26 protein-coding genes, 3 tRNA genes and 1 riboswitch are annotated in these 25312 nt (G+C 60.6%); of the genes, 11 read left to right on the forward strand and 18 right to left on the reverse strand.

Annotated features, from left to right (window positions below; genetic code table 11):
* The first annotated feature begins 184 nt into the window (after positions 1 to 184).
* Positions 185 to 1648, forward strand: coding sequence for a pyruvate kinase (locus tag SYN65AY6A5_RS05495; protein WP_099884049.1), 1464 nt, complete (start codon positions 185 to 187; stop codon positions 1646 to 1648).
* 12 nt (positions 1649 to 1660) lie between these two features.
* On the opposite strand, the gene lptB is transcribed toward SYN65AY6A5_RS05495, so the two are convergent.
* Positions 1661 to 2389 carry an LPS export ABC transporter ATP-binding protein gene (lptB, locus tag SYN65AY6A5_RS05500; protein WP_011430074.1) on the reverse strand — a complete coding sequence of 243 codons (729 nt, stop codon included), beginning with the start codon at positions 2387 to 2389 and terminating at the stop codon, positions 1661 to 1663.
* Between the two features lie 682 nt (positions 2390 to 3071).
* Here lptB and SYN65AY6A5_RS05505 point away from each other — a divergent pair.
* Positions 3072 to 3563: a pentapeptide repeat-containing protein gene (locus SYN65AY6A5_RS05505; RefSeq protein WP_011430073.1), complete on the forward strand. Its 492-nt coding sequence runs from the start codon at positions 3072 to 3074 to the stop codon at positions 3561 to 3563.
* Between the two features lie 72 nt (positions 3564 to 3635).
* Here the strand turns inward: SYN65AY6A5_RS05505 and SYN65AY6A5_RS05510 are convergent.
* Both SYN65AY6A5_RS05510 and SYN65AY6A5_RS05515 read right to left on the reverse strand, forming a co-directional pair.
* Positions 3636 to 3716 (reverse strand) — tRNA-Leu (locus SYN65AY6A5_RS05510).
* A gap of 74 nt (positions 3717 to 3790) precedes the next feature.
* Positions 3791 to 4735, reverse strand: a complete 945-nt coding sequence (locus tag SYN65AY6A5_RS05515) for a cysteine synthase family protein (protein ID WP_228375467.1) — start codon at positions 4733 to 4735, stop codon at positions 3791 to 3793.
* A gap of 180 nt (positions 4736 to 4915) precedes the next feature.
* Between SYN65AY6A5_RS05515 and SYN65AY6A5_RS05520 the strand changes: the two genes are divergently transcribed.
* Genes SYN65AY6A5_RS05520 through SYN65AY6A5_RS05530 form a run of 3 tightly spaced genes read left to right on the forward strand, consistent with a single transcriptional unit; the run spans position 4916 to position 7595 of the window.
* On the forward strand, positions 4916 to 6049 hold the full coding sequence (locus SYN65AY6A5_RS05520; protein ID WP_011430071.1) for a cob(I)yrinic acid a,c-diamide adenosyltransferase: 1134 nt from the start codon (positions 4916 to 4918) through the stop codon (positions 6047 to 6049).
* 11 nt (positions 6050 to 6060) lie between these two features.
* A complete protein-coding gene (locus tag SYN65AY6A5_RS05525) occupies positions 6061 to 6819 on the forward strand; it encodes a lysophospholipid acyltransferase family protein (protein WP_240530991.1) in 759 nt (252 codons plus the stop codon).
* Positions 6807 to 7595 carry an alpha/beta hydrolase gene (locus SYN65AY6A5_RS05530; RefSeq protein WP_011430069.1) on the forward strand — a complete coding sequence of 263 codons (789 nt, stop codon included), beginning with the start codon at positions 6807 to 6809 and terminating at the stop codon, positions 7593 to 7595. The genes SYN65AY6A5_RS05525 and SYN65AY6A5_RS05530 overlap by 13 nt, the downstream gene beginning before the upstream one ends.
* Here the strand turns inward: SYN65AY6A5_RS05530 and SYN65AY6A5_RS05535 are convergent.
* Together SYN65AY6A5_RS05535 and SYN65AY6A5_RS05540 are read right to left on the reverse strand one after the other, a co-directional pair.
* A complete protein-coding gene (locus SYN65AY6A5_RS05535; protein ID WP_099812195.1) occupies positions 7573 to 8298 on the reverse strand; it encodes an HAD family hydrolase in 726 nt (241 codons plus the stop codon). The genes SYN65AY6A5_RS05530 and SYN65AY6A5_RS05535 overlap by 23 nt on opposite strands.
* Complete coding sequence (locus SYN65AY6A5_RS05540) at positions 8295 to 9272, reverse strand: PhoH family protein (RefSeq protein WP_011430067.1); 978 nt, start codon at positions 9270 to 9272, stop codon at positions 8295 to 8297. The genes SYN65AY6A5_RS05535 and SYN65AY6A5_RS05540 overlap by 4 nt, the downstream gene beginning before the upstream one ends.
* Before the next feature lie 573 nt (positions 9273 to 9845).
* On the opposite strand from SYN65AY6A5_RS05540, the gene SYN65AY6A5_RS05550 reads away from it, so the two are divergent.
* The 3 genes from SYN65AY6A5_RS05550 to SYN65AY6A5_RS05560 all read left to right on the forward strand — a co-directional run bounded on the left by SYN65AY6A5_RS05550 (position 9846) and on the right by SYN65AY6A5_RS05560 (position 11356).
* Complete coding sequence (locus SYN65AY6A5_RS05550) at positions 9846 to 10352, forward strand: hypothetical protein (RefSeq protein ID WP_228375466.1); 507 nt, start codon at positions 9846 to 9848, stop codon at positions 10350 to 10352.
* A 106-nt stretch (positions 10353 to 10458) separates the two neighbouring features.
* Positions 10459 to 10549 (forward strand) — tRNA-Ser (locus SYN65AY6A5_RS05555).
* A 48-nt stretch (positions 10550 to 10597) separates the two neighbouring features.
* Positions 10598 to 11356: a DUF92 domain-containing protein gene (locus SYN65AY6A5_RS05560; RefSeq protein ID WP_041438244.1), complete on the forward strand. Its 759-nt coding sequence runs from the start codon at positions 10598 to 10600 to the stop codon at positions 11354 to 11356.
* 257 nt (positions 11357 to 11613) lie between these two features.
* Here the strand turns inward: SYN65AY6A5_RS05560 and SYN65AY6A5_RS05565 are convergent, their stop codons facing one another.
* The 4 genes from SYN65AY6A5_RS05565 to clpP form a co-directional block, all read right to left on the reverse strand.
* Positions 11614 to 11946 (reverse strand): ribulose bisphosphate carboxylase small subunit, encoded by a 333-nt coding sequence (locus SYN65AY6A5_RS05565; protein ID WP_011430063.1) that lies wholly within the window; start codon positions 11944 to 11946, stop codon positions 11614 to 11616.
* 8 nt (positions 11947 to 11954) lie between these two features.
* On the reverse strand, positions 11955 to 12362 hold the full coding sequence (locus SYN65AY6A5_RS05570; protein ID WP_011430062.1) for a chaperonin family protein RbcX: 408 nt from the start codon (positions 12360 to 12362) through the stop codon (positions 11955 to 11957).
* 70 nt (positions 12363 to 12432) lie between these two features.
* Positions 12433 to 13857 carry a form I ribulose bisphosphate carboxylase large subunit gene (locus tag SYN65AY6A5_RS05575; RefSeq protein ID WP_011430061.1) on the reverse strand — a complete coding sequence of 475 codons (1425 nt, stop codon included), beginning with the start codon at positions 13855 to 13857 and terminating at the stop codon, positions 12433 to 12435.
* Between the two features lie 508 nt (positions 13858 to 14365).
* Positions 14366 to 14968, reverse strand: coding sequence for an ATP-dependent Clp endopeptidase proteolytic subunit ClpP (gene clpP / locus SYN65AY6A5_RS05580; protein WP_011430060.1), 603 nt, complete (start codon positions 14966 to 14968; stop codon positions 14366 to 14368).
* A gap of 326 nt (positions 14969 to 15294) precedes the next feature.
* Here clpP and SYN65AY6A5_RS05585 point away from each other — a divergent pair.
* A tRNA-Glu gene (locus SYN65AY6A5_RS05585) sits at positions 15295 to 15367 on the forward strand.
* Between the two features lie 118 nt (positions 15368 to 15485).
* Here SYN65AY6A5_RS05585 and SYN65AY6A5_RS05590 read toward each other — a convergent pair.
* The 3 genes from SYN65AY6A5_RS05590 to cobO form a co-directional block, all read right to left on the reverse strand.
* Positions 15486 to 15833, reverse strand: a complete 348-nt coding sequence (locus tag SYN65AY6A5_RS05590; RefSeq protein ID WP_011430058.1) for a DUF1815 family protein — start codon at positions 15831 to 15833, stop codon at positions 15486 to 15488.
* A 745-nt stretch (positions 15834 to 16578) separates the two neighbouring features.
* Positions 16579 to 17985, reverse strand: coding sequence for a cobyrinate a,c-diamide synthase (locus SYN65AY6A5_RS05595; RefSeq protein ID WP_099812197.1), 1407 nt, complete (start codon positions 17983 to 17985; stop codon positions 16579 to 16581).
* Between the two features lie 17 nt (positions 17986 to 18002).
* Entirely contained in the window at positions 18003 to 18689 is a 687-nt protein-coding gene (cobO, locus tag SYN65AY6A5_RS05600; protein WP_011430056.1) for a cob(I)yrinic acid a,c-diamide adenosyltransferase, read from the reverse strand.
* A gap of 189 nt (positions 18690 to 18878) precedes the next feature.
* On the opposite strand from cobO, the gene SYN65AY6A5_RS05605 reads away from it, so the two are divergent.
* The gene (locus tag SYN65AY6A5_RS05605) at positions 18879 to 19247 is read left to right on the forward strand and encodes a hypothetical protein (RefSeq protein ID WP_011430055.1); all 369 of its coding nucleotides are present in this window, start codon (positions 18879 to 18881) and stop codon (positions 19245 to 19247) included.
* Positions 19248 to 19315: 68 nt separating this feature from the next.
* Positions 19316 to 19426: riboswitch (SAM riboswitch) on the forward strand.
* 302 nt (positions 19427 to 19728) lie between these two features.
* Positions 19729 to 20988: a methionine adenosyltransferase gene (metK, locus tag SYN65AY6A5_RS05610; RefSeq protein ID WP_041438239.1), complete on the forward strand. Its 1260-nt coding sequence runs from the start codon at positions 19729 to 19731 to the stop codon at positions 20986 to 20988.
* A 284-nt stretch (positions 20989 to 21272) separates the two neighbouring features.
* On the opposite strand, the gene SYN65AY6A5_RS05615 is transcribed toward metK, so the two are convergent.
* The 6 genes from SYN65AY6A5_RS05615 to SYN65AY6A5_RS05640 form a co-directional block, all read right to left on the reverse strand.
* The gene (locus tag SYN65AY6A5_RS05615; protein WP_099812198.1) at positions 21273 to 21824 is read right to left on the reverse strand and encodes a hypothetical protein; all 552 of its coding nucleotides are present in this window, start codon (positions 21822 to 21824) and stop codon (positions 21273 to 21275) included.
* A 167-nt stretch (positions 21825 to 21991) separates the two neighbouring features.
* Positions 21992 to 22567 (reverse strand): hypothetical protein, encoded by a 576-nt coding sequence (locus SYN65AY6A5_RS05620; protein ID WP_143596960.1) that lies wholly within the window; start codon positions 22565 to 22567, stop codon positions 21992 to 21994.
* 89 nt (positions 22568 to 22656) lie between these two features.
* On the reverse strand, positions 22657 to 23016 hold the full coding sequence (locus SYN65AY6A5_RS05625; protein ID WP_143596959.1) for a methyltransferase domain-containing protein: 360 nt from the start codon (positions 23014 to 23016) through the stop codon (positions 22657 to 22659).
* Between the two features lie 15 nt (positions 23017 to 23031).
* Positions 23032 to 24237: an RNA-guided endonuclease TnpB family protein gene (locus SYN65AY6A5_RS05630; protein WP_011430049.1), complete on the reverse strand. Its 1206-nt coding sequence runs from the start codon at positions 24235 to 24237 to the stop codon at positions 23032 to 23034.
* Positions 24238 to 24387: 150 nt separating this feature from the next.
* Positions 24388 to 24732, reverse strand: coding sequence for a hypothetical protein (locus SYN65AY6A5_RS05635; RefSeq protein ID WP_049749740.1), 345 nt, complete (start codon positions 24730 to 24732; stop codon positions 24388 to 24390).
* Between the two features lie 9 nt (positions 24733 to 24741).
* Positions 24742 to 25242 carry a tetratricopeptide repeat protein gene (locus SYN65AY6A5_RS05640; RefSeq protein ID WP_041438233.1) on the reverse strand — a complete coding sequence of 167 codons (501 nt, stop codon included), beginning with the start codon at positions 25240 to 25242 and terminating at the stop codon, positions 24742 to 24744.
* Positions 25243 to 25312 lie beyond the last annotated feature (70 nt).

A 25312-nucleotide genomic window follows, 5' to 3' on the forward strand; every position in this document is an offset into this window, starting at 1 on the left:
GAAGTTTCACAAAACCAAGGGAAGTAGCAGTCAGGACAACCCGAAGGCTGTTAACGACTCTAGACCGGAACGCTGGCCAACAAAAGGTTAATCGCCTCCCTTTTTCACCCTAACTTGCCTATGATCGACCCAAGGCGGGCTTGGGCCGGGCGTTGGGCTTGTTTGTCTTGAGATAGCTTTCAGCATGGCTTCCTCTTCCCCCTCTTCGCCTAAGCGTTTGCTAGAGCAGCTCCTGGAGCTGCGACAGCAAGTTGTGGAGGGATCCCAGAAGTACTTGACCGCCTGGGGCAGCCCCTGCAACCCCTCCCCCGCTCTCGAGAACCTAGCTCGGTATTTGGCGCTGCGCCAACACGATCTGCGCGACCTGCAGTTAGAATTGGCCGCCCTGGGGCTGTCGTCGCTGGGACGCTGTGAATCGCGGGTTTTGGAAAGCTTGGATGCGGTGATCGCCATTTTGGCCGCCGCTCAAGGGCTGAGCCACAAGGGACCTAGCTATGAAGCGTTTTACGCCGGGGATATGGCCCTAGAGCAGCACACCGAGGCTCTTTTTGGCCCTCCTTCTCCCCACCGCCGTGCCCGCATCATGGTGACCTTGCCCGGCGAAGCCGCCGAGCAGCCCGAGCTGCTGCTGCAACTGTTACAACGGGGCATGAACGTGGCCCGCATTAACTGCGCCCACGACGATCCCCTGGTGTGGGAAAAAATGGTGGCCCACTTGCGCCGGGCCGAAGCCCAGACTCAACGGCGCTGCAAGATTTTGTTCGACCTGGCCGGCCCCAAGATCCGCACGGGCCCGGTGGCCATGCCCCCCGGCAAAGCCAAGGTGTACGGTGGGGATCGCATCCTGCTCACGGCAGCCATTCCGCCGGTCGACTCTGACATCTGCTGCCAGGTGGCTTGCACCCTGCCGGAGATCTTGGCCCACCTCAAGGTGGGGGCAACTGTCTGGATCGACGACGGCAAAATCGGCGCTCGTGTAGTGGGGATCGAGCCGGCAGGGGTGGTGCTGGAGGTGGACAAAGTCGCCCCGCAGGGCAAGAAGCTGCGGGAGGAAAAAGGCCTCAACTTTCCCGACAGCCAGCTCTCGATCCAGCCCCTCACCGAGAAAGATCGCCAAGACCTGGACTTCGTGGTGCGGCATGCCGACCTGGTGGGCTATTCCTTTGTCCAGCAGCCGGCGGATTTGCAGTTGCTGTTTTCTGAGCTGGAGCGGCGCCAGGCCCGGCCCGATCTGGGCTTGATCCTCAAGATTGAAACGCAGCGAGCGGTGCAAAACCTGCCCACTCTGATCGCGGCCGCCGACGGCTGTCGACCGCTGGGGGTGATGATTGCCCGGGGAGATCTGGCCGTGGAGATTGGCTGGCTGCGCCTGGGCGAGATCCAGGAGGAGCTGCTGTGGATCTGTGAGGCCGCCCATGTGCCGGTGGTCTGGGCTACGCAGGTGCTGGATCAGCTCACCAAGGAGGGCCTGCCCTCCCGGCCTGAGCTTTCCGATGCGGTGCTGTCTGCCCGCGCCGAGTGCGTCATGCTCAATAAGGGCCCCTATCTCCTGGAGGCGGTTGCCCTGCTGGACGAGCTGCTGGCCCGCATGCAGGCCCACCAGCACAAAAAAAGCCAACGCCTGCGAGCTTTGTACTCCTGGCGATGAGATGGAGCGGCATCAAAGACGGAACTTCTCCCCCAGGTAATACTTGCGCACCAAGGGATCCGCCGCCAGCTCCGCTGGTGTGCCCTTGGCCAGGATGGCGCCGTCGTTGAGAATATAGGCCCGGTCGGTAATCTCCAGCGTCTCCCGCACGTTGTGGTCGGTAATCAAAACACCGATGCCCCGCTGCTTGAGCTTGGCCACCACCTCTTGAATATCCGCCACCGCAATGGGATCCACCCCCGCGAAGGGCTCATCCAGCAGCAGGAATTTTGGCCCGTGGATCCCGGCTGCCAGGGCGCGGGCGATCTCGGCGCGGCGCCGTTCTCCCCCCGACACCTGCAAACCCAAACTGTGGGCCACATGGGCAATGCGAAACTCCTCCAGCAGGTGGTTGAGCCGCTGCTGCCAGAGGCGGCGAGGCACCCCCGTCTGCTCCATGATCAGCAGCAGGTTGTCTTGAATGCTGAGGCGACGAAAGATGCTCGGCTCCTGAGCCAAGTAGCCGATCCCCAAGCGGGCCCGGCGATGCATCGGCAGATGGGTGATGTCCTGGTCATCCAGCCAGACATGGCCTCGGTTGGGCTGGATCAGGCCGGTCATGATGTAGAAGGTGGTGGTTTTCCCCGCCCCATTGGGCCCCAGCAGCCCCACAACTTCTCCCTGCTGAATGTGCAAGCTGACGTCGCTCACCACCTCACGGCGGCCATAACGCTTACAGATGTTTTCCAGTCGAATCTGCATAGGATCGGCACAGGGTTGCTGTTCGATGCTGACTGATTCTGGAGGGCTAGTTCCACAGAGGCTTCTCTCCCAAGGCTGCCCCGAACTCGACCCCTGATCTAGAGGGGGACGAGCAGAATTGACCACCTGCATGGGAATTGGGAAGATCTTCAGATACGGTTGCCGGATGCCGCAACTGCTCGCGCTGCCCCCGGATGGGATCCCTGGCCTTTCCCATGCTCCGCTGTCCAGCTTGCCATTGGCTCAACCTCGACTCCGATCGTCCCTGTCGCCGCTGCGGTTGCTTCCTGCGTTGTCGCCCTCTCCCCCCCTGGGAAAGCTTGCCCGTTGCCCGGCCCGGCCGGAGGAAACGCCAGCCGAGCCATCCTTCTCGGCTGGCAACCCGCTAGGATTGCGTCTTGGCTGCCTCGGCGATACTTTCGGTTTTGCTGGGACTGGGGCAACTGTCTTGGCATTGGGTGGATCCGCTGCTGAAAGATCCTCCCCCGCCCGGCGATAGCCCACAAGCTCTGGGGCGATAAGGCCACAACGTCATCACACCTTGGGAGCGTCTGTCGATCCACAAAACCAGGCAGATCTGTGCAGTGGCCGAAGCCGGCAGATGCCACTATCATGTGACCAACGCAAAACAACCCCGCTCTGCCGGATTGTCTCAGTCAACTTTTTGTGAGGCTCGGTTACCATGAACTTTCATCTCAAAGCTTCCGCCATTTTGGCCCTGCTGGCCACGACAGCCGTCGCTTCCAATGCCGCCGCCACAACCCCCAACGCCTGCTTCCTGCGCTACCTGCTGGCCTCCAGAACCTGTCCCAATTGCCGGCTGGGATCCCTTGAGCTGAGCAACCTGGATTTGGCAGAGGCTAACCTCCAGGGTGCCGACCTGATCGAGGCCAACCTGGAGCGCACCATCCTCACTGGCGCCGATCTCAGCCAGTCCTACTTGGTGGGAGCCAATCTGCGGCGCGCCCAGTTGCGTGGCGCCGATCTCAGCGGTGCCTACCTGGAGGGAGCGGACTTGCGGGGTGCTGATTTGCGGGGTGCCGATCTCTCTTCTGCCTCCCTGTACGGCGCCGACTTGCGGGGGGCCGATCTGCGCGATGCCAATCTGACCGGGACTGACCTGAGCTTTGCCCGCACCTGGGGCACACGCCTTCAGGGCGCCGTTCGGGAATAGTGCAATCGGCTGGTTGACCACTGCCCGCTTCCCCTCTCCTCCTTGGGAGAGGGGCTGGGGGTGAGGGCCCAGTGCGGATGGCGAGACTCGAACTCGCATGGCAAAGCCACACGCCCCTCAAACGTGCGCGTATACCAGTTCCGCCACATCCGCATTCCAGGTTTAACCATCATAGCGGCAAAAGGGCGGGGCTGTTAAGAGGAGGGGCCATTGCGGTACGGGCTAGTTTAATCTTCTGTCCAAAACCGCTCTGAGAGATACTTATCGGCCCCGTCGCACAAGATGGTCACCACCACGCCGGAGGAGAGCTGACAGGCCACCTGTAGAGCCGCCACCACATTGGCTCCGGCAGAGATGCCCACCAACAAGCCTTCCTCCAAGGCCAAACGCTTGACCATTTTCTGGGCTGCTTCGGTGGAGATCTCGATGTGCTGGTCGGGCAGGGTGGGATCGTAAATCTCGGGCTTGAGAGCAGTGGCCATGTGCTTGAGGCCTTCAAGGCCGTGGAAGGGGGAGTCCGGCTGCATGGCAATGATCTGGATATCGGAGCGGTACTCCCGCAAGCGCCGCCCCACCCCCATGCAGGTGCCGCTGGTGCCTAACCCGGTTACGAAGTGGGTGACCTGTCCCTGGGTTTGCTCCCAGATTTCTACCCCCGTGGTCTCGTAGTGGGCCTGCCAGTTGGCGGGGTTGCTGTACTGGTCGGGATAGAAGTAGAGATCCGGGTTTTCGGCATAGAGGGCGCGGGCTTTCTCGATGGCCCCATCGGAGCCGAGGGCCGGATCCGTGAGCACTACCTCCACCCCGTAGGCGGCGAGGATCTTCTTGCGCTCTGGGCTGGCGTTGGCCGGCAGGGCCAGCTTCACCTTGTACCCCAAAGCTGCCCCGATCCAGGCGTAGGCGATGCCGGTGTTGCCGCTGGTGGCATCCAGGATGATCTTGCCAGGCGTAAGCTTGCCCTCGCGTTCGCCAGCGCGGATCATATTCAGGGCCGGGCGATCCTTGACCGAGCCGCCGGGGTTGTACCACTCTGCTTTGCCATACACTCGCACCGACGGCGGCAGGTCGGCGGTGACCCGCCGCAGGCGAATGAGCGGCGTCCGTCCCACCAGCTCGATGGGGCTATCGACCGCAGGGGGCAAGGGGCGAGAAGAAAACACGGTTGGATACAAGGGGGATCCCTCGCTAGATAAGCACTGGGCTGGACAACCATTGCTCATCTTATCCCGGTGTTTATCGGCTCTTGCCGGCTTTTTCTGGCCCTCTCCGCGCTTCCCCGAAAACCTCTGGCTAGACTCTAAGATGGGGGTAGGGAAGCACGAGTTCTGGACAGCGGCGTGATGCGGAGGGGCATGGCAGAAATCGGCATTGTAACCGCGCAACAATTTGACCGCCGGCGAGGCCAGATCCATGTTTACGACGGCGAGGGCAAGGGCAAGTCGCAGGCGGCGCTAGGGGTTGTGCTGCGTTCCATTGGGCTGGGGATTGAAAACTCGGCCCCCAGCCGGGTGTTGCTGGTGCGGTTTCTCAAGGGGCCGGGCCGCACCTATGCCGAGGATGCCGCGATTGCCGCTCTGCAGCGCGGCTTCCCCCACCTTATCGATCAACTGCGCACGGGGCGAGGAGAGTTCTTCGGCCCCGACGAGATCACTAAGTTTGACCGCCAAGAGGCCCGCCGCGGCTGGGATGTGGCCAAGGGGGCGCTGGCGTCGGGGTTCTACTCGGTGGTGGTGCTGGACGAGCTAAACCCGGTGCTGGATCTGGGCCTGCTGCCTGTGGACGAGGTCGTCAGCACCCTCAAGCAAAAGCCAGAGGAAATGGAGGTCATCATCACCGGACGGGGCGCCCCTAAGGAAATTATCGACCTAGCAGATTTGCACTCGGAAATGCGCAGCGTGCGGCGGGCGGCGGATCCCCAGGACGGCCAGCCCCTCCTCAGCGGCATCGAGATCTATACCGGCAACGGCAAGGGCAAGTCCACCAGCGCTCTGGGCCGGGCTCTGCAGGCCATTGGGCGCGGCATCAGCAAAGATCTCTCCCACCGCGTCCTGATTATGCAGTGGCTAAAGGGGGGAACGGGCTACACAGAAGATGCGGCCATTCGGGCTTTGCGAGAGAGCTATCCCGATCTAGTAGATCACCAGCGCTGCGGCCGCGACGCCATCGTTTGGCGGGGCAAGCAGCAGGAAATCGACTACGTGGAGGCGGAGCGGGGCTGGGAGCTGGCACGGGCGGCCATCGCCTCTGGGCTTTACAAGACCATTATTCTGGACGAGCTCAACCCAACGGTGGATCTGGAGCTATTGGATGTGGAGCCGATTGTTGAGGCTTTGCTGCGCAAGCCACGCGATACGGAGATCATCATCACAGGGCGCTGCCATGCGCCTTTGCCCTACTTTGAGCTGGCCTCTGTCCATTCGGAAATGGTGAGCCACAAGCACTACGCCGAGCAGGGAGCCGATCTGCGGCGCGGAGTGGATTACTGAGCAGGGTGGCGATGGGATCCTGGGTGGTGCTGGATCAGCTCCTGCAGCGAAGCGGGTTCCCCGACGCGAGGGCGCTGGCGCAGCTCTTGCTTGGCCTTTTCCAGACGGAGGTGTGGGTGGAGGGCAAGGAGCGGGTTCCCCAGGGCCCCCTGCTGGTGGTGAGCAACCATCGCAGCTTTTTGGATGCGCCGGTGCTGATTGCTGGGCTGGATCGACCGATTCGTTTTGCCTGCCACTACTACCTATCGCAAGTGCCCCTCTTGCGGGAGGTTGCCTTGGCTCTGGGTTGTATCCCCCTCCAGCAGGGATCAGGGCCGCAGCTTGCCTTTTTTCGCCAGGCGCAGGCCACTCTGGCGGCAGGCGGAGGGGTGGGGATCTTCCCGGAAGGGGCGGAGCAGATTACTCGCGAGACCTCGCCCCAAGAGCTGGGCTGGTTTCAGCCGGGCTTTGCCCATCTGGCCTTGGCTGCTGGCGTGGATCCCCTGCCGATCCTGCCGGTGGCCGTGTGGGCGCAGGAAGAGTGGCGGGCGATGGATATTCCCATGGCTTTTTTCCGCTGGTTTGATCCCACGGAGCCCAGGTTTCAGCGGCCGGGGGGGCATCCGGTGGTGATCTACCGTCAGGTGGTGGTTCGAGTGGGATCCCCTCTTTGGGTAGGGGGAGCAGGGCGCTCTACCTGCCGCCAGGAGCGGCTGCAGCTAATTCAGGAGTTGACGGCAGCCGCTCGCGAACAGGTGCGCTTGGGGTTGGCAAGGAGATGGAAACATTGAAGGGCAAGCCCATTGCCTCTAGTCCAAGCCGCCAGAAGCGGCCCTTGCTGCTCTATTTGCCGGGTATGGATGGCACCGGCAAATTGTTTTACCGGCAGGCACAGGCTCTGCAAGCCGAGTTTCACGTCCGCCCTTTGAGCTTAAACCACCCCGCAGCAGGGCAGAGCTGGGAGAGCCTGGCCGATTGGGTGGGATCCCAGCTGGACGAGGGAGCCTACCTGTGTGGCGAGTCCTTCGGAGCTTGCCTAGCCCTGGCTGTGGCTGCCCAGCAGCCGGAGCGCTGTCGTGGCCTGATTCTGGTTAATCCGGCCTCGTCGCTGCGGCGCCGGCCCTGGTGGTGGGCAGGTCATGTTCTCCTGCCTTTTTTGCCGCCGGCGCTCTACCACCAGATGGCGGAGCGGGGGCTGGGATTTTTGGCGGAGCTAAGCCAAATGGAGCCGCCGGATCGGGAGCGGCTGCGCCAGGCCGTTCACAGTGTTGAGCCCACGGTGGCCGCCCAGCGCCTGGCCTTGCTGGGATCGTTTGTCGTGGAGGAGCTGCCCCTGGAGTCGATGACCCTGCCGACGTTGCTGGTGGCGGGGGGGCGGGATCGCCTCCTGCCCTCGGTGCAGGAGGTGCAGCGTCTGGCGGAGCGACTGCCCCAGGCCCAGGTGGAGATCTCGCCTTTGAGCGGCCATGCCTGCCTTCTGGAGCGGCAGATGAACCTGCGGCGCTACTTGCTCAAGCCCGATGGGGTTTTTGCCCCGCTACTGCTTAATTCCGCTCCAGCGCATTGAGCAGGGAGAGGGATCCCCCCAAGTTTTCGATTCGCTCTTGGCAGGAGGGATCTTGTCCTTCTCGATCCAGCCAAAGGGCCCTCAAGCCTGCTGCCTTGGCCCCTTGATAGTCTTCGCGGCGGCTGTCGCCGATGTGCCAGGCAGCGGCGGGCGGGATCCCCTGGGCCGCTAGGGCAGCCTGGAAGATGCGGGGATCGGGCTTGGCATAGCCCACCTGGGTAGAGAGAGTAAGGCTGGAAAAATAGCCCCCTAGCCCCAGCGCCTGCAGCACTCGCACTAGACGGCTGTCGAAATTGGAGATCACCCCCAGCCGGATCCCTTCCTGTTGCAGAACCTGCAGAACCGGCAGCGTCTCGGGATAGAGCTCCCAGGGATCCGACGTGGCAAAATACTCGAAAAGGCGGGCAAAAAACGCCTCAAACCGTTCCTCCCCAAAAGCAGCCAGGGATCCCACCCCCGCAAAGGTCTGGCGCACCACCTGGCGCCACCAGGCCCGCTCCCATTCCTGGAGGGCGGATCCCAGAAGACCGGCACAGGCTGGCGGCGGAGCGCTGGCAAAAGCTTGGGCAAAGGCGCGATCCAACGCCTGCGGATCCACCGCCACTCCATACGCTGCTGCCACCTGGCTGTAGGCCTGGCCGACGCTGCCCCGCACCCGAAACAGCGTGCCCACGGCATCGAAGAAGATTACCCTCGGTCTCACTGCTGGCTCTCGTAGCGGGCGTAGGCATCCACAATCCGCTGCACCAGGGGGTGGCGTACCACATCCCGCTGGTCAAAGTAGCAAAAGGCAACCCCCTCTACCCCCGCCAGGATGCGCTCTGCAGCCGCCAGGCCCGACAGGCGATGCTTGCCCAGATCCGTTTGGGTGAGATCCCCGGTAACCACCATGCGGGAGCGGAAGCCCAGCCGCGTGAGGGCCATCTTCATCTGCTCCGGGGTGGTGTTTTGGGCCTCGTCCAAGATGATGAAAGCGTTGCTGAGGGTACGCCCCCGCATGTAGGCCAGCGGCACCACCTCGATGACTCCCTGGGCCATAAGCTGGGGCAGCTTGGCCGGGTCGATAAACTCGAACAGGGCATCGTAGAGAGGCCGCAGATAGGGATCTACCTTTTCCACCAGATCCCCTGGCAAGAAGCCCAGCTTCTCCCCTGCCTCTACCGCTGGTCGCGTCAGGATCAAACGCTCGTACTCGCGGTTTTGCAGGGCTGTGATGGCCACAACGGCAGCCAGATAGGTTTTCCCGGTGCCTGCCGGCCCGATGCCGAAGCAGAGATCGTGGGTGCGAATGGCTTGCACGTACTCCTGTTGGCGGGGTGTCTTGGGCCGGATCAACTCTCCCTTACGGGTGCGGGCCAACACACCTGCTTGCGCTTGCTGATAGGCCGTAGCCTCCTGGCCGGAGAGGGCGCGAAAAGCTTGCTCCGCATCAATCACCGTGACAGGGTGTCCAGTTTGCCAAAGCGGCTTCAGCAATTCTAGCCACTGCCGCACCTGCTGCCGCTGCTGAGGGGTGCCTTTCAGGTACAGGTCTTGTCCGCGCAGCGTTACAGAGGCACCACTGGAGCGACTGATCCACTTCAGGTTGGCCTCCTGAATGCCCGCCAAGGACATGGCCTGCCGAGGGCTTGACAAAGAGATGATCTCCAGATCGGTGGCGGCAGAAGTGTCGTGCATGCCGTGGGCGCCGGGCACCCCGCGAGACTTGCAATGGTGATCTTATCAAAAACGGTTGTCAAAGCGCTCCGGGTTGCGGAAAGCTGCTGCAGAGACCAAACGAGCGCAAGAGTGCTTAACAGGGGCATTGCACAAATTAATGTGTTTTGGAATACGAGGTCCCAGAAGATCTGCGCTGAGTAAGGATCTGGGTTTCGGCCTTGGTTGGCAATCAAGTCTTGGGGAATTAACAGATTCCTATGGTTCCCTAAAAAAGTATTGCAAAGGTCTATTTCTCTGGGAATAGCCGCCATCCATCAAGTAAAGTTGACCTATTACAAAGAGCTTGAGACCTTAATCTCTTGCCCGATCGAGGAAGAGCCTGAGGTTCTCAGCCCCGATGTCACAGTTCATCTGAGATTCTCCATCCAGCAGCAGGGAGAGGAATAGGTTTGTCTTTAAAACCTTTCCCCGGCTCATTTTTGGGATCCCTGTAAGCTCTTTACAGCTTCTCACTTCTGGAGTCATTTTGAAGAAAAGGAGAGATAGATGTTTACCCAATCGGCTACACCCGCTACGTCAGGGCTGCCACAAATGGATTTGACGCAAGTCCCGCCAGAGATTACCTGCGATGGCAGCGACTTAGACTGGAGCCAAGCCGCAGCGATCGAGGGCACCCAACCCCAAGAGGAGAACTTGCAGGGCTGGATCGCCTTTTACGGCCTGCGGGTCAACCAAGAACCGGGCAACATCCTGCACTGGCAGGGGCAGCCGCTGCGGGCCAGCCGCATTCGCTTTTTTGTGAAAAATGTGGCTTGGCGCTATGGCTTTTCTTTCTCCACCAGCATCCGCTCTCCTCTCGGCAAAGGGATCCCCACGCCTTCGGAGTGGCGCTACCCCGGTCTTTGCCGCTACGGCCTGGTGCTGTTCCAGCCCAACGCCCGGTTGGTGGCCCGGCAGGTCTGGGAATCCTCGCCGGAGCAGCCGCAAGAGGTGGATCTGGATCCCAACTTGGATATCGCCTTCAACGTCAATGACGCCAAGGGCAGCTACGGCGACAACAGCGGCAGCTTCGATATCTATGTGCAGGTGGTGAACTGAGCTGCAGCAGGGATCCCGCTCGAGAACAGTTGCCGGGTGGGATCCCATCTTCTACAATAGGTGAACCGGCGGCTGGATCCCAGCTTGCTGAGGTCTCTGCCGCTCTGGAGAGGTGGCTGAGTGGTCGAAAGCGGCTTCCTGCTAAGAAGTTACGGGGCCCAAAAGCTCCGTCGAGGGTTCGAATCCCTCCCTCTCCGTTGTTGTGGCCAGTTCCTAGCCGCCCTTGCCGGTGGTGGAGGGCACTCATGGGTCAGGCGTGGCTGCTGAGTCAGTGGGGGGTGGCGCTCTGGCTCAATCTGGCCTTGGTGGCGCTGGCCCTGCTGAGCCCCCAGAAGGCGCTGACGCGAGCTGGGGTTCTCCACGCGGGCCTGCTGGGCCTGTTGGTGTGGGGGGGCCTGGGAGGGCGGGGTTACCTGGTCGTAGCCGCCTATTTTTTAGTCGGCACCGCCGTAACCAAGCTGGGGATCCGCCGCAAGCAGGCCCAGGGGATCGCCGAAAAGCGAGAGGGGGCGCGAGGGCCGGAAAATGTCTGGGGATCTGCCCTGACGGGAGCTGCCTGTGCGGTGGGATATGCGCTTTTTGCCCATCCCCTCTGGTGGTTGGGGTATAGCGCCAGCTTCGCCGCCAAGTTGGCCGATACCGTCAGCAGCGAGGTGGGAAAAGCCTACGGACGTCAGACCTTTTTGATCACCACCTTGCAGCCGGTGCCAGCAGGCACTGAGGGAGCCGTCAGCCTGGAGGGATCCCTGGCGGGGGTGGCGGCAGCAGGAGGGATGGCCGCCTTGGCCTGGGGCATTGGCGGAGAATGGGTGGGAGGGAATCTCCTATGGTTGGGAATCTGCTGGCTGGCCGGGATCCTGGCCACTTTGGCAGAAAGCTGGATGGGGGTGGTGTTGCAGCCTCGCTTGGCTTGGATGAGCAATGAAGTGGTGAACGGCATTCAAACGACCCTAGCAGCTCTTTTAGCAGTGGGTCTGGGGGCGCTTTTGGGGATCGGATCCTAAAAAGATGCCCAAGCGCTCCGCGCCGCTGCCCTCACCCCCAGCCCTTCTCCCTCTGGGAGAGGGGAGTTAGAGCGTTGCGTAGCAATAACGAGGCAAAGAACCGTTTCGTTGCTGTTTGAAATGACTGTATTTTTGAGATTGAGAATGGCGCCGTTGCCATTGGGAATGGCTATGCAAAGCAAGAAATAAATAAAGAGGGAGAAGCTCTCCCTCTGCGCCGATTGGCTGGGAACTAGACCGATTGCTCTGGACCTCTCCTAGCGCAGGCCGCTGGGCTTGTAAACCAAGAAGCTGAGCACCTGGCACTGCTTAATGTTGTCGAAACCCACCACACGGATGAAGCAATTGGGGTAGGCGCTGCGGCAGGCCTGTACCTCGGTCAGCACCTCCTGGGGAGAAGTGGCGCTGAACAGGGGCAATTTCCACAGCGTCCAGTAGTGGTCGGTGGGCTGCGAAGACTCGTTGAATTCGATGGCAGGAATGTAGCCTTGATCCAAGATGTACTGCACCTGCTTGAGGATCTGCAGATCCGTCATCGGAGGCAAGTAGGAAAAAGTTTCGTAGCGGCGCTCTTTCGGCAAGGTTTGCATGACTGAAGTTACTCCGTTTCAGGTGTAGGGTTCTGAAGAGGGGATCCCGCTTCCGGGTGCGTGGCCAGCGGGGATCCCGCTGCTGAGGTAAGCCGTTCCAGGTGGCTACGGCGGTGTTCCATGTTGGCTTGCTGGATGCCGGTCTTGGCCATCTCCGGCAAGTAGTCCACCACCTCCGCCGCAATGTGCTCGCGAACGGTCATGATGCGATAGGCCAGGTCAGGACGCTCTGCCAGCAAAGCCCGCAGGTAGGTTTCCCCCTCCTGAAGGTTTTGCCGAGCCGAGAACTGCTGCAGCCACAGGGCCCTGGGAGGATCCGTCTCGCTCAGTTGGGCCAGCACCGTGCGCATTGCCTGATAGGTCAGGTAGCTGATCAAGGTTTTGGCCGTATCTTTGGCGATCTGTTTCAGATCCATGGCCAGTCCAGGGGTAAGCCGAAGCAGCGGGGCAAGAGAACTCTGGGGATCCCTTGCCCCCGGCAGATCTCTAGAGCGTATCGACGGGCTTGAACTCGAACTTGATCTCCTTCCACAGCTCGCAGGCAGCCGCCAGTTCCGGCGACCACTTGGCCGCTTCGCGGATGATCTCGTTGCCCTCACGGGCCAGATCCCGACCCTCATTGCGGGCCTGGATACAGGCTTCTAGGGCCACCCGGTTGGCAGTGGCGCCTGGCGCGTTCCCCCAGGGGTGTCCCAGGGTTCCGCCACCAAACTGCAGCACCGCGTCGTCGCCGAAGATCTCCACCAGCGCCGGCATGTGCCAGACGTGAATGCCACCGGAGGCCACCGGCATCACCCCAGGCATGGAGGCCCAATCTTGGGTGAAGAAAATGCCGCGGGAGCGGTCGGCCTCCACGTAGTTTTCCCGCATGAGATCCACAAAGCCCATGGTGATGGCGCGGTCGCCCTCCAACTTGCCCACCACCGTACCGGCATGCAGGTGGTCGCCGCCGGACATGCGCAAGCACTTGGCCAGCACCCGGAAGTGGATGCCGTGGTTTTTCTGGCGGTCAATCACGGCATGCATGGCGCGGTGAATGTGCAGCAGGATGCCGTTGTCGCGGCACCACTTGGCCAAGCTGGTGTTGGCGGTAAATCCGGCAGTCAGGTAATCGTGCATGATGATGGGGGCACCGATCTCCTTGGCAAACTCCGCCCGCTTGAACATCTCCTCACAGGTGGGCGCCGTCACGTTCAGGTAGTGCCCCTTGATCTCGCCAGTCTCTGCCTGCGCCTTGTGGACAGCCTCCATCACAAAGAGGTAGCGATCCCGCCAGCGCTGGAAGGGCTGGGAGTTGATGTTTTCGTCGTCTTTGGTGAAGTCCAACCCGCCCCGCAGCGCCTCGTACACGGCCCGTCCGTAGTTTTTGGCGGAAAGGCCCAGCTTGGGCTTGATGGTGCAGCCCAGCAGCGGACGGCCGTACTTGTTCAACTTGTCCCGCTCCACCTGAATGCCGTGGGGAGGGCCCTGGAAGGTCTTCAGGTAGGCCACCGGGATCCGCACATCCTCCAGCCGCAACGCTTTCAAGGCTTTGAAGCCAAAGACGTTGCCTACAATCGAGGTGAGCATGTTGGTGACCGAGCCTTCCTCGAACAGATCCAGCGGGTAGGCGACGAAGCAGAAGTATTGATTCTCTTCGCCCGGGACCGGCTCGATGTCGTAGCAGCGGCCCTTGTACCGATCCAAGTCGGTGAGCAGATCCGTCCACACGGTTGTCCAGGTGCCGGTCGAAGATTCAGCCGCCACAGCCGCCCCGGCCTCTTCGGGGGGAACGCCCGGCTGAGGAGTAACCCGGAAACAGGCCAAGACGTCGGTATCCTTGGGCGTGTAATCGGGCGTGTAATACGTGAGTCGGTAATCCTTTACGCCGGCTTGATAGCCCTTTTTGGTTTGGGTTGCTGAGTAGGCCACGTTGATCTCCCTCTAAACGAATCACAAAACCAGAAAATGCCATTCACGGATGCAATCAAGAGGCAAAACTCAGGGCCAAAACCACAGACCACCGAGTTTTCGTGAATGAACTCGCCTCACAACTGTGAGGCCCTACTTGGGCTTCGAGACAGTCTTCATCCAAGCGGATGTAAAGTCCTAAACCCTCCTTTTCAAGCGCTGCCAATCGCTAGCCTCAACCGCCTGGATTTTGGAAATCCAGTGGCGAGATTTCTATACACTGTCTAGGCTAGAACTTTGACAAACACAAGCCTACATTGGTTTAATCCTAAGCTATCATCCGCAAAGACAGGCTGATCGTTACTTTCTTTATGAGTTCGATTAGTTTGATTAAAGTAAGCCCCCTTGGTTGGCGCCGAAAATATAGATTTCTTTGGCTTTCTTAATATCCCTGGGTGGGATCCCTGGAAAAGGCAAAAGCTCCCTTGAGAAGGGAGCTGGGTGGGTTTGTCTGCAGCGGCCAGAGGGGCTAAGAAACGGCGGCCAAGGATGGTTGGGGTCTCCTGGTGATCACCTGGTCGATGAGGCCGTATTCTTTGGCCTGCTCTGGAGTCATAAAGTTGTCGCGGTCGGTATCGCGCTCGATGCGCTCCAGGGGCTGGCCAGTGTGGTAGGCCAGCAGGCTGTTGAGACTGTTTTTGATAAAGAGGATCTCTTTAGCCTGAATCTCGATATCGGTGGCTGGCCCCTGGGCTCCACCGAGGGGTTGGTGAATCATGATGCGGGCGTGGGGAAGGGCAATGCGTTTGCCTTTGGCACCTCCTGCCAGCAAAAAGGCTCCCATGCTGGCGGCCAAGCCAATGCAGATGGTGGAGACATCCGGCTGAATGTGCTGCATGGTGTCGTAGATGGCCATACCGGCATAGACGGAGCCGCCGGGAGAGTTGATGTAGAGGTAAATATCTTTCTCGGGGTCTTCAGATTCCAGGTAGAGCATCTGGGCCACGATCAGGTTGGCAATGTCGTCGTCCACCTGGGTGCCCAAGAAGATGATCCGATCCCGCAATAGACGCGAGTAGATATCAAAGGCGCGCTCGCCGCGTGCAGATTGCTCAATAACGGTGGGAATCATGCCAGTCCAAGCGATGGGTTGTTACTTTTTAGTGTAGTGTAAGCCACTGGACGGCTGCTCCGCCTAGGACGGTTTGCCGCCCTGAGGCTGTGCTGCGTTGCTCGGAGCCAGCAGCCTGTAAAGTTGACAGCTTGAGGCCTAGCATGGATGTGATCCCGGATGAACCCCTCGTGATTGCCGGCTTGCTGGGCCTGGCTCTGCTGGGGATTTTGATCCTGAACTTGGCAGAACGGGACTCGGGAGACGCCGACTAGGAGAGGACATAAGTTTAAGTTGACAAAATTACACCTCTCTCTTTACAATCAGGATCGCGTCACTTCTGGGATGCCCCCATCGTCTAGAGGCCTAGGACACATCCCTTTCACGGATGCGACAGGGGTTCGAATCCCCTTGGGGGTATGAAGGCCGGTGACAAGTGTTGGAGGGGGAAGGTGCTCGGGAGGCGCCTTGAGTCTAGCTTAGCTTCGGCTAGGCCCAAAGGGCCGTAGGCTAGGCTTCTCATCCAACTGCATGGGAATCAACTGCTGGCAGCTAGAGCTTCTGCCGGCGCGGCAGCAGCAACCAGATCGTCTTTGATCAGCTCTGCCAGATCCTGGAGTTGGCGAATGGCTTCTGCCCCTTCTAACTTCATTAGCTCCCGGTCATCCCGCATCTCCGTCCAACTGATGGAGCATTCGGAAACCAAAAAGCGAATCAAGTGCCCCTCCCGTAAGCTGACCATGAAGGAGGCGCTCTCAAATGAGGTGCCGCAGGTGTAGCAAGAAGCCGGGTAGCCCCGCTTCTCCAAAACAATGGCCAGAGCCTGCAAACTCATCACCAGGTCTTGAACGTAGCTGCGGTATTGTTCCGCCAACCGTGCGAACATCACACTCCTCCCATAGCGAGTTGGCCCATCGGGGCGCGTTCTAGTAATTTATGCCTAGTCACTTAGAGTCATATCTAGCATAACGATCGACAAATCCTCAAGAAAGGGATCCGTTTAGCATCTCTCCAGAGACTAAGCAAGACTACTGAAGGCCAAATAGCATGCTAGGCAAAGTCTAAGGCAGGAGGATGTTGTATTTAACACTCCTCTCAGAACAGACATTAAAGTTTACCCTAATTCAAAACTCTTGCCCGCTGGGATCCGATCCCTGCCGAGAACCGGTCAGTTTTCCTTTGGCGGGGCTTGGGCCTTGATCCCGAAGTGCTTTATCGGTGAAGATTTTGCCCACCCTTTGGCCAGGACGATTGTGGCACGTCTAGAAAGGGTTGACCCGTTTGCGAGGTCAAGTGGGCTAGGTCTTACAGACGGATGGAGGTAGGGTAGGTTCCCGAGGAATTGTGGTGGGAAAAGGCTGAGGAATATCACGGATAACTAGAGGGAAACACTCGATGCTGTGGCCTGGGGATTGGGAAGAAGGGAGACTGATTGCTCAAAGAGTCTCAAAGCAGTTGGGGATCGCTGAAGCCTGCTATCGGAGCGGATTTTGAACCCTGAATGGCGATCTTTTCACTGATCTGCTTTGAATCTGCTTCCAGAGCAGGGCGGCAGCTTTTTTAGACAATTGCCGGAAAGCGGCTAAGGCGGACGCAGCAACGGGAGACTGGGGCTGCATCGCTGCTTTATTTTAAGCGGGATCAGGAGCGCCTTGAGCAATTCTTAAGAAATTCTGGAGTAGCCGCACTGCCAGATCGGGACGGGATCCCCAGTGAAGGTGCAGATAGGAGGCGTGCAGGCGCTGGCCGGCCCAGCCTTCCCGGTGGGGCGGGGATCCCCAGCTGTAGATTGGGCTGGGGGAGGTGGGGGTGCTGCGGGAGCGGTGAAATTCGTGCCCGCGTAGGCGATCCCCGGCCTCGACCAGCAGAGTGGGGCGCAAAACAGTGGCCTCGCGGTAGCCCAGACACAGCCGGCTGCCCATGTCCACCGTGATGGGCAGCAGCCCGGCCATGGGGTAGGTCTTTCCCTGCAAATCGGTGAGAGATCGTCCCAGCACCATCAGTCCGCCGCATTCGGCATACAGGGGTGGGTGGGCGGGCGGCGGTGGCTGTCGGGCTATTTTCTCAGAGAGGGTGGCGGCAAACAGTTCTGGGAACCCGCCCCCCAAGAGCAGGCCGTCGCAGGGATCCGGCGGCCACAGCCCCACCTGCAGGGGAGAGTACGCCAGCAGCTCGGCGCCACAGGCCCGCAGCAAGTCCAAGTTGTCGGCGTAGTAGAAGTTAAAGGCGGCGTCTTGGGCCACCCCTACCCGAACCCGTTCACGGTGGCGGGACGGAGTCCTTTCCGCGAGAGAGGGGATCCCTGGCCATAGCTCTCCTGCTGCCGGGGGAAGCGTTCGAATCAGCGGCAGCAGCTTGTCCCAATTCAGGTGCTGCTCGGCCAGGTCGGCCCAGGCCTCCTGCCAGTGGGGGAAGTGATCCAGCTCTGAGACGGGCACCAGCCCCAGGTGGCGGCTGGGCAGGCGCAGATCCTCACGGCGGGGCAATTGGCCCAAAACCGGGATCCCTACCGCTGCCGCCGCTTGCTGTAAAATCTGGCCGTGCCGCTCCGAGGCCACCTGGTTGAAAATGACGCCGGCGATGGCCAGGCCGGGATCGAAGCGGCTCAGGCCGTAGAGCAAAGCGGCCACTGTCATTCCCATGCCGCTGCCGTCGATGACCAGCACCACGGGGATCCCCAGCAGGCGGGCCACATGGGCGCTGCTGGCAAAAAAGGGCTCCGTTCTGCTCGTGGGATCTGGCGGGGATGCGGGCGCCCGCCCATCGAAGAGGCCCATCACCCCCTCTACAATTGCCCCATCTTTGCCCTGGCAGTGGTGGCGAAAGCAGCGCTGCACAAAGTTCTCATCGGTTAAAAAGGGATCCAAGTTACGACAGGGGATCCCGCTCACCGCCGTGTGGAACAGGGGATCGATGTAGTCAGGCCCCACCTTGAAGGGCTGGATGCGCAGGCCCCGCCGCCGCAGGGCGGCCAACAGAGCCAACGTGACGGTGGTCTTGCCGCTGCCGCTTGTGGCTGCCGCCAACAGAATGGCCATCTTGCCCCACCCAAGGACTAGAACTCGATGCCGATTTGCGCTTTGATCCCTTGGTCGCGAAAGGGATGCTTGATCAAGGTCATCTCGGTAACCAAGTCGGCCCGCTCGATCAGGCCTGCCGGCGCGCCCCGCCCAGTTAGGATCACGTGCACTCGCTCCGGTTTCTCGGCCAGGCCGGCCAACACCTGCTCCAGGGAGAGATACCCCAGCTTGAGGGCAACATTGATCTCATCGAGGAGCACCAGGTGGTACTCGCCGCTGCTGAACAGCTCCCGCCCCTTTTCCCAGGCCGCCTGCGCGTGGGCGATATCCCGCTCCCGATCCTGAGTTTCCCAGGTAAAGCCCTCCCCCATGGCGTAAAAGGCAATTTTCCCCAGCTCCAGCTCGGGATGGGCGGCCAACTTGCGCAACAATTTGGCTTCGCCCGGATCCCAGGCCCCCTTGATAAATTGCACCACCCCCACCGATAACCCTTGGCCGAGGGCACGGAAGAGGGTGCCGAAGGCCGCTGTGCTCTTGCCCTTGCCCTGCCCCGTATAGATGATCACCAAGCCCTTGTCGTCGCGCATGCTCGCCAGGCGCTGCCGCTGGATCTGCTGGCGGCGTTGCATCCTTTGGCGGTGTCGCCGGTTTTGTTCGGCTTCCGGCTCGGGGGCCGAGGTGGGCAGGGATCCGGGCGTTTCCGGCAGGGGAGAGGGGGGCATGGCTATGGAGGGTTGGGAAGCCGCAGGAGGGGTCTGGCAGGCCGAAGTTTTCGCTCAGCAGACTGCTCTTCATCCTAATCTGGCTTTCAGGTTTTCAGGTTTCAGGAGAGTTGGGGCAGATGGGTTAGGATCCCTGTCAAGCCAGAAGTTGGGTTTTGCTGCATACTCATCCCCAATTGGGCTGGGATCATGAAAGAGCCAGCTGCCGCTTTTCGAGATAGCCTGCTGATGTACTCTTTCATCTGGGCCGTGCTGGCGATAGGGTGTTTTCAAGTCTTGCCACGCCTGGAAATTGCCTCTGCTGCCCAGTTGCAGCCGTGGCTGGGGCCCGCCTATCTGGCTGGGCTGGGTGGATCCCTGTTGGCGGCTTTGGGATCGATGTTGGCCGTCTTGGCAGAAACAGCCGCGGGCGCTGCCAGCAAAAGACACCTGCATCGCCTAGCTTGGGCGCTGGGGACGGTCGGTTTTCTCGGCGTCCTCTTTCCCTTGGGCTTGGCCAGCGTCTTTTTTCTCAGGGCCGCCCAGTCCACCGACTGGTGGCAGAAGCTGTTGGACTGAGGCTCACTCAGCAACCATTTTTTTGACAAATGCGTCGAGGTTAGGGGTACGATAAGGACAAGTTCCGTTCTTTATCCAGAGCAGACTGAGGGATCAGGCCCAACGAAGCTGCGGCAACCGGCGGAAGCCTCCGCTACGGTGCCAACTCCTGCGGTTAGTCAGTAACCGAAAGATAAAGGAATAAAGCTTTCTCTAGAGGACAGTCCTCTTGCCAGGGGGACTTTTCTGACGACTTCGCCCTTTAGCGCTTCCCAATAGCTCTGGTTGCAGCAGCGGAGCGAGGCTCTATTGCTTCGGCGGCAAAGTCCTCGGTGCGATACGGCGCTCTTGCTCCTGCGTCGGCCACGGCCTAGGTCTGTTCTTCTGCTCGGCTGAGGTGGAAGGGATCCCTGCTCAGGCCGGCGGATGATGAACGGCAGCAGCAGGCTCTGCTTTCTGGGCAGTTCTTGGTTGTATCTGTTTCGTCTTAAGGAGAGGTTCGTTGTCCAAGTCGTTTTTGTTTTCCTCAGAGTCGGTGACAGAAGGGCACCCCGACAAAATTTGCGACCAGATCTCTGACGCCATCGTGGATGCCCTCTTGACGGCGGATCCCTTAAGTCGAGTGGCGGCAGAGGTGGTGGTGAATACAGGCATGGTGATCCTGACCGGGGAGATCACCTCGCAGGCGCATGTCAACTTCACCCGACTGGTGCGGGACAAGGTGGCCGAAATTGGCTATACCGACGCCAAGAACGGCTTCTCTGCAGAAAGCTGCGCGGTGTTGGTGGCTTTCGATGAACAATCCCCCGACATCGCCCAGGGGGTGAACTTGGCTCTGGAAAGTCGCACATCTCAGGAAGATGAATTCGACTTGATCGGGGCCGGGGATCAGGGCTTGATGTTTGGCTTCGCCTGCGACGAAACCCCCGAGTTGATGCCACTGCCCATCAGCTTGGCCCACCGCCTCAGCCGCCAGTTGGCCGCGGTTCGCAAAAACGGCACCCTGCCCTACCTGCGTCCGGATGGCAAAACGCAGGTGACTGTGGCCTATGAGGAGGGGCGGCCGGTGGGCATTCACACCCTGCTGATCTCTACCCAGCACACGCCGACCATCGGTGCCATTACAGAAGAGGCAGCGGTGCAGGAGCGGATCCGCGCCGATCTCTGGGAGGCGGTGGTGCAGCCGGTGTTTGCCGAGCTGCCCATCAAACCCGATGGCAACACCCGCTTCCTCACCAATCCCACCGGCAAGTTCGTCATCGGCGGACCCCAGGGGGATGCCGGCCTGACCGGACGCAAGATCATCGTCGATACCTACGGCGGCTATTCCCGCCACGGGGGCGGGGCCTTCTCCGGCAAGGATCCCACCAAGGTGGATCGCAGCGCCGCCTATGCCGCCCGCTATGTGGCCAAGAACATCGTGGCCGCCGGCCTGGCGCAAAAATGCGAGGTGCAGGTCAGCTACGCCATTGGGGTGGCTCGTCCCATCAACCTTTTGGTGGAAACTTTTGGCACCGGCCGCATCCCCGATGAAGCTCTGCTGCGGCTGGTGCAGCGCCACTTCGACCTGAGGCCGGCGGCCATTCTGGCGCAGTTCCAACTGCGAGAGTTGCCCCGCCAAAGGGGAGGGCGCTTCTATCAAAACGTGGCGGTCTACGGGCACTTCGGGCAAACCCATCTGGATCTGCCCTGGGAGCGCACGGATAAGGCTGCCCTGCTGCGGGAGGAAGCTTTCGCCGGGGCGACCGCCATCCTAGGCTAGGGGGATCAAGGGGGACAGGCTGGGCTCAATGCCTGCCCTGGTACAGTTGCTCGACAAGTAGGATAGCTCCGGCAGGATAGGCTGTGCACAGCCAGTTCACTGCCGCCGTGGAGCCTGGCGTCGAGAACTCCCGCTCAGCCCCGATAGGCTATGGCGGGAGCTTGACCTTCAACGCCAGTCTTGACTAGACCTGACACTCCTATCCCCCATCCCGCCAAGCTCTGCTGGGGTGGGAGCAGGCCGGAGTTTGTGATGGCAAGGATCCCTGAGGCAAAATCGCAAACTCACCCAGGCTGCCCTTGGGATGGCTGGTCAGGATCCACAGGGTCGGCAAGCTGCAGCTCCAAAGTTACCAAAAGCTCCGTCCCACCAGCGCGAGCCGCCGAGGAGGTCGGCGGGGCAGGATGAACATGAACGAGCAGGTGGCGCAGCTTGGGCGGGAGATCCTGCAGCTCATCCAACAACAAGTCGAGAGAAATGGCCGATTCTCCGGAGAAGAGGGATCCTCTCCTGAGCGGGGCTGGGAGCGGTGAGGGAGGGCGGGCAAAAGAGCTGGCGGCAGTCGAGACCAAAGACCGGATCAGCTCCTGTTGTTCCCGCCACAGGGATTGGCTGATTTCGGGGGGAAAGGTGAGGTGAGGAGCGCCACGGCGCTGCCAGAGGCGGAGGATCTGTTCCACAGAGGTGGCCTTGTAGCGACCCTGGTAGAGGGCTTCCAGCAGGGCCGCCGGGATCCAAGAGGCTGGGAACTGTTTGCTCCAGCGCTCCACCCAGGCTTGACTGGCTTGCCCCTCTAGCTCAAACCCGTAGCGCTCCAAAAAGGTCGCGGGATCCATCAGGGCCCAAGGACACTCAACCCAAGGCTAACCCAGATCCGGCGAGATAAAAGGGAGATAAAGCCTTATCCCCGGATCCCGCAAGACAGCTCCCGTCAGAGGATGCCGCTGTTGGCCTTCCATGCAGGCTCTGTGAAGAGGCCATGAAGCTGCAGTACGGTGAAGACTCAGTGGTCAACAGGCCCCAGCCCCAGCGCTGCCTCCAGAGCGCGATCGCTGTCGGGAAATTGCGCCAGCAGCCGCCCTAGGAAGGCAGCCTCTCCCGTCAGGCCGTCCAGACTCATGAGCACATCCCCGGCATAGCGGCTCTGCGGGAAGCGGGCCAGCAGCTCATTGCCGGCGTAGATTGCCTGGCGGGCATAGCCGTCCCGCAAGGCTTTGGCTTCCAGAAAGTAGCGATCTCCAGGGTCGCCGGGATCCACGTAGTCGGGCAGCGGCGTGTCAAAGGCGTAGCTGCGGCGGCTTGGGTCGGCGGATCCTCCCCAGCGAGCCAATACGGGGTAGGTGAGCGGAAACCAGCGGTCGCTTGGGCCGGGATCGAACGCTGTCACATCTCCATAGCCGGAGAAAGCGGCGTACCGATAGAGGATCAGATCCCGGTGCATCTGCAGCCGTAGCCGCTGCAGAAGGGCGTAGGCCCCGCCAGGAGGCCGGCGGCGAGGGCCAGCGTTGCCACAGGACGAACGGGGAAGCGGCGGGACGAGGGCGCAGCAGGCGGGGTGTCCGGATTCATAAAAACCCAATCCAAATCCAGGCGGGCGCCCCCACTCTACTCGATTCTTTCCGGGCGCGGATAGAGGGCCTACAGCCATTTCGGGCCAGCCGCTTTCGATCACGGCTGCCGACGTAAACACCACACGGCTCCGGGCACGTCGGTTTCTCCCTCTCGCCGCAGGGTAAAGTTCTGGTGATAGACGGGATCCAGCCCTGCCCGTTCTGCCTGCTGCAGCACGTAGGCGGCGGAGTGGGCAGAGCGCCCCGTGGTGGATCCCAGCTCGTAGCCGGGGGCGGATCCCTGCTCGACGGTGAAGGCCAAAAGCCCGCCGGGATTGAGCACCCGCCCACAGGCCGGCAAGACCTGGGCCAGATCCCCCAGATAGATAAACACATCTGCCGCCAGGAGCAAGTCGTAGCGCTCTGAGGTCTGCTGCAGCAGCTCCAGCAAGTCCCCCTGAATCAGGTGGTCGTAGATGCCGCTCCGAAAGACTTATGCAACGCTGAACAAAGCAGAACTTTGCCCAGCATCGCTGCTTTCTTCCTGCTTCAGCGACCCATGACTAGCGGCAGAGTTCACCCCTACCACCCCGCCAGAGGGATCTCCACAGGCGTCACTTCCCCCAGAGCTTGAGGTAGTTCTGTACCACCGCAACAGGTTTAGGGCTGCATTCAAGTCGCGGTCTAGCTCCAGACCACAACACGGGCAGCAGAACATCCTTTCCTGTAGCGGCATCTTCTGTCGGTGCCCACAGCGAGAACACAGTTGGCTGGACGGATAAAACCTATCCGCCACCACCACCTGACAGCCGTAGAGCCGGGCCTTATACTCTAGCTGTCGCCGAAACTCGTAAAAGCCACAATCTGACAGCGCTCCTGCCAGCTTGTGGTTCTTAAGCAGGTTCTTCACCTGCAAGTCCTCAATCACCACTACCCGATATTTCTTGGCCAGGTAGGTCGTTAGCTTGTGCAGATTGTCTTGCCGAATGCCTGCCACCCGCTTATGGGCCTTAGCGAGCTGTGCTACTGCCTTCTTACGGTTAGCGGATCCCTTCTGCTTACGACTCAGTCGCCGTTGCAGCCTGGCCAGACGCTTCTTCGCTTTGTAATAGGGCTTTGGATTCTCGAATACTTCCCCGTCGGAACAGGTGGCCAAGCGATTGATACCTAAGTCTACTCCCACAACTTCCCCGGTCTTCTCCACCTGAGGCGCCGGAGCTTCATACTTGAAGGAGACATACCAATGTCCAGCGCGAAGACTAATGACCACGTTCTTGGGTGTGGCAGTGGGGAGCAGCTCCGCACAGCGTAACCAACCAAGGATAGGTACCTTGATGCGGTCACCAGAGATGCGGATGCTACCTTCCAAGTAAAAGCTGTCTCGCACTCCCTTGCGTTTGAAGCGGGGGAACTTCCCCAACCCACTCCGCCAGCGCTTAAAGGCTTGCTCCAAGTTGCGGAGGGCCTGCTGAGGAGCGCATTTGGAGACCTGGTAGTACCAGGGATTTTCTTTCTTCACCTCGGCTACCAAGCGCTTGTGCAGGTCAATAGCCGTGGGTAGCTTCTGTTTGGATTCAACAGCCTGCTTGCAGATAGCCAGACCCCAGTTGTAGGCGTGACGAGCTACCCCTGCATGCTGAGCGGCCAAGGTCTTTTGCCGGTTATTTAGTTCCAATCGGGTGCAAAAACCTAGCAACATAACTTTGGGATAGCCGCGGCAGCACGCTTAATTCAGTATGGCTATTTTAGTTCCGTAAGACAATATGTTGTTCAGTAAATTCAGGACTAGAGGCTTGCCCTTTTGCCGGGCAATCTCCACCATGCGGGCGGAGAGATCCACACCCCGCAACTATCCAACGTAGGAGCGCACCTGGGATCCCGCCAGGCCGGTGCCACAGCCCAGATCCAGCGCCCGCTCAAACCAAGGAGACGCTCCCCCTGCGGCAGCCAGGATCCCTTGCCGCACAGCCTGTGGCCCCTGGTAGTTCAGTTTTTCCAGCAAATGCTGCTCAAAGCGGGGCGCATATTCGTCAAATAGACGTCGCACCCACTCCGGAGGAGTCCTGTCGGGCAGGGGCAGCTCCCCCACAATGGCCAGCATGTAGCGGGCATCGCTGTGTTCGGGCTGCAGGGCGAGCGCCCGCCGAAACCAAGAGCTGGCCACCTCCACTTGTCCCTGCTTCCAAAAGCCCATGCCGATCTGCTAAGGAATGTCTGCCTCTTGCTGGGATCCCTGCCAGGCCTGCAAATAATGGGCCAGAGCCGCCTCGTATTCTCCTCGCATCTGCAGCAGGTCGGCCAGCCCCACCCGCGCCATCAGCAGCGCTGGATCCCGGGCCAGGGCTTGCTCGAAGAGCCGTTGCGCCTGCTTTTTCTCGCCCATCTGCCGCAGTACTCCCCCCAGCAGCGCATGAACCTCAGCGGCCAAGCTGGCGGGAGCAGCAGGGGGACAGGCCACGATGGCCTGTTGGTAGTGCAGCATGGCGGCAGGGTAGCGACCGGATCCCTCCTCGATGCGCCCCAAAAGAGCATGGGCTTGCGTCAAGGCAATGGCCTCTTCCAGATCAGACCGGTCGGCAGCGGCGAGGATCTGCTCACAGAGCTGCCGGCAGCCAGCCCATTCCCCCCGCCGGAAGCGGCCTGCCGCCTGTCGGGCCGAGAGGAGCGGCTGTTTTTTCGCCGGTTTTCCAAAGCCCTTAGCCATCTCCCCAGTGTAGGAGAACCTAGCTTTCTCTCACGATATGCCCACGATAGGGGCATTCCAAATTGGCGAC

This window comes from Synechococcus sp. 65AY6A5 (assembly GCF_002760415.1).
GTDB lineage: Bacteria > Cyanobacteriota > Cyanobacteriia > Thermostichales > Thermostichaceae > Thermostichus.

Bases quoted from the DNA above. Each gene is read 5' to 3' on its own strand.
- SYN65AY6A5_RS05495 (WP_099884049.1), top strand. From the start codon at position 185: ATGGCTTCCTCTTCCCCCTCTTCGCCTAAGCGTTTGCTAGAGCAGCTC.
- lptB (WP_011430074.1), bottom strand. From the start codon at position 2,389: ATGCAGATTCGACTGGAAAACATCTGTAAGCGTTATGGCCGCCGTGAG.
- SYN65AY6A5_RS05505 (WP_011430073.1), top strand. From the start codon at position 3,072: ATGAACTTTCATCTCAAAGCTTCCGCCATTTTGGCCCTGCTGGCCACG.
- SYN65AY6A5_RS05520 (WP_011430071.1), top strand. From the start codon at position 4,916: ATGGCAGAAATCGGCATTGTAACCGCGCAACAATTTGACCGCCGGCGA.
- SYN65AY6A5_RS05525 (WP_240530991.1), top strand. From the start codon at position 6,061: ATGGGATCCTGGGTGGTGCTGGATCAGCTCCTGCAGCGAAGCGGGTTC.
- SYN65AY6A5_RS05530 (WP_011430069.1), top strand. From the start codon at position 6,807: ATGGAAACATTGAAGGGCAAGCCCATTGCCTCTAGTCCAAGCCGCCAG.
- SYN65AY6A5_RS05540 (WP_011430067.1), bottom strand. From the start codon at position 9,272: ATGCACGACACTTCTGCCGCCACCGATCTGGAGATCATCTCTTTGTCA.
- SYN65AY6A5_RS05550 (WP_228375466.1), top strand. From the start codon at position 9,846: ATGGATTTGACGCAAGTCCCGCCAGAGATTACCTGCGATGGCAGCGAC.
- SYN65AY6A5_RS05560 (WP_041438244.1), top strand. From the start codon at position 10,598: ATGGGTCAGGCGTGGCTGCTGAGTCAGTGGGGGGTGGCGCTCTGGCTC.
- SYN65AY6A5_RS05565 (WP_011430063.1), bottom strand. From the start codon at position 11,946: ATGCAAACCTTGCCGAAAGAGCGCCGCTACGAAACTTTTTCCTACTTG.
- SYN65AY6A5_RS05570 (WP_011430062.1), bottom strand. From the start codon at position 12,362: ATGGATCTGAAACAGATCGCCAAAGATACGGCCAAAACCTTGATCAGC.
- clpP (WP_011430060.1), bottom strand. From the start codon at position 14,968: ATGATTCCCACCGTTATTGAGCAATCTGCACGCGGCGAGCGCGCCTTT.
- SYN65AY6A5_RS05590 (WP_011430058.1), bottom strand. From the start codon at position 15,833: ATGTTCGCACGGTTGGCGGAACAATACCGCAGCTACGTTCAAGACCTG.
- SYN65AY6A5_RS05595 (WP_099812197.1), bottom strand. From the start codon at position 17,985: ATGGCCATTCTGTTGGCGGCAGCCACAAGCGGCAGCGGCAAGACCACC.
- cobO (WP_011430056.1), bottom strand. From the start codon at position 18,689: ATGCCCCCCTCTCCCCTGCCGGAAACGCCCGGATCCCTGCCCACCTCG.
- SYN65AY6A5_RS05605 (WP_011430055.1), top strand. From the start codon at position 18,879: ATGAAAGAGCCAGCTGCCGCTTTTCGAGATAGCCTGCTGATGTACTCT.
- SYN65AY6A5_RS05615 (WP_099812198.1), bottom strand. From the start codon at position 21,824: ATGGATCCCGCGACCTTTTTGGAGCGCTACGGGTTTGAGCTAGAGGGG.
- SYN65AY6A5_RS05630 (WP_011430049.1), bottom strand. From the start codon at position 24,237: ATGTTGCTAGGTTTTTGCACCCGATTGGAACTAAATAACCGGCAAAAG.
- SYN65AY6A5_RS05635 (WP_049749740.1), bottom strand. From the start codon at position 24,732: ATGGGCTTTTGGAAGCAGGGACAAGTGGAGGTGGCCAGCTCTTGGTTT.
- SYN65AY6A5_RS05640 (WP_041438233.1), bottom strand. From the start codon at position 25,242: ATGGCTAAGGGCTTTGGAAAACCGGCGAAAAAACAGCCGCTCCTCTCG.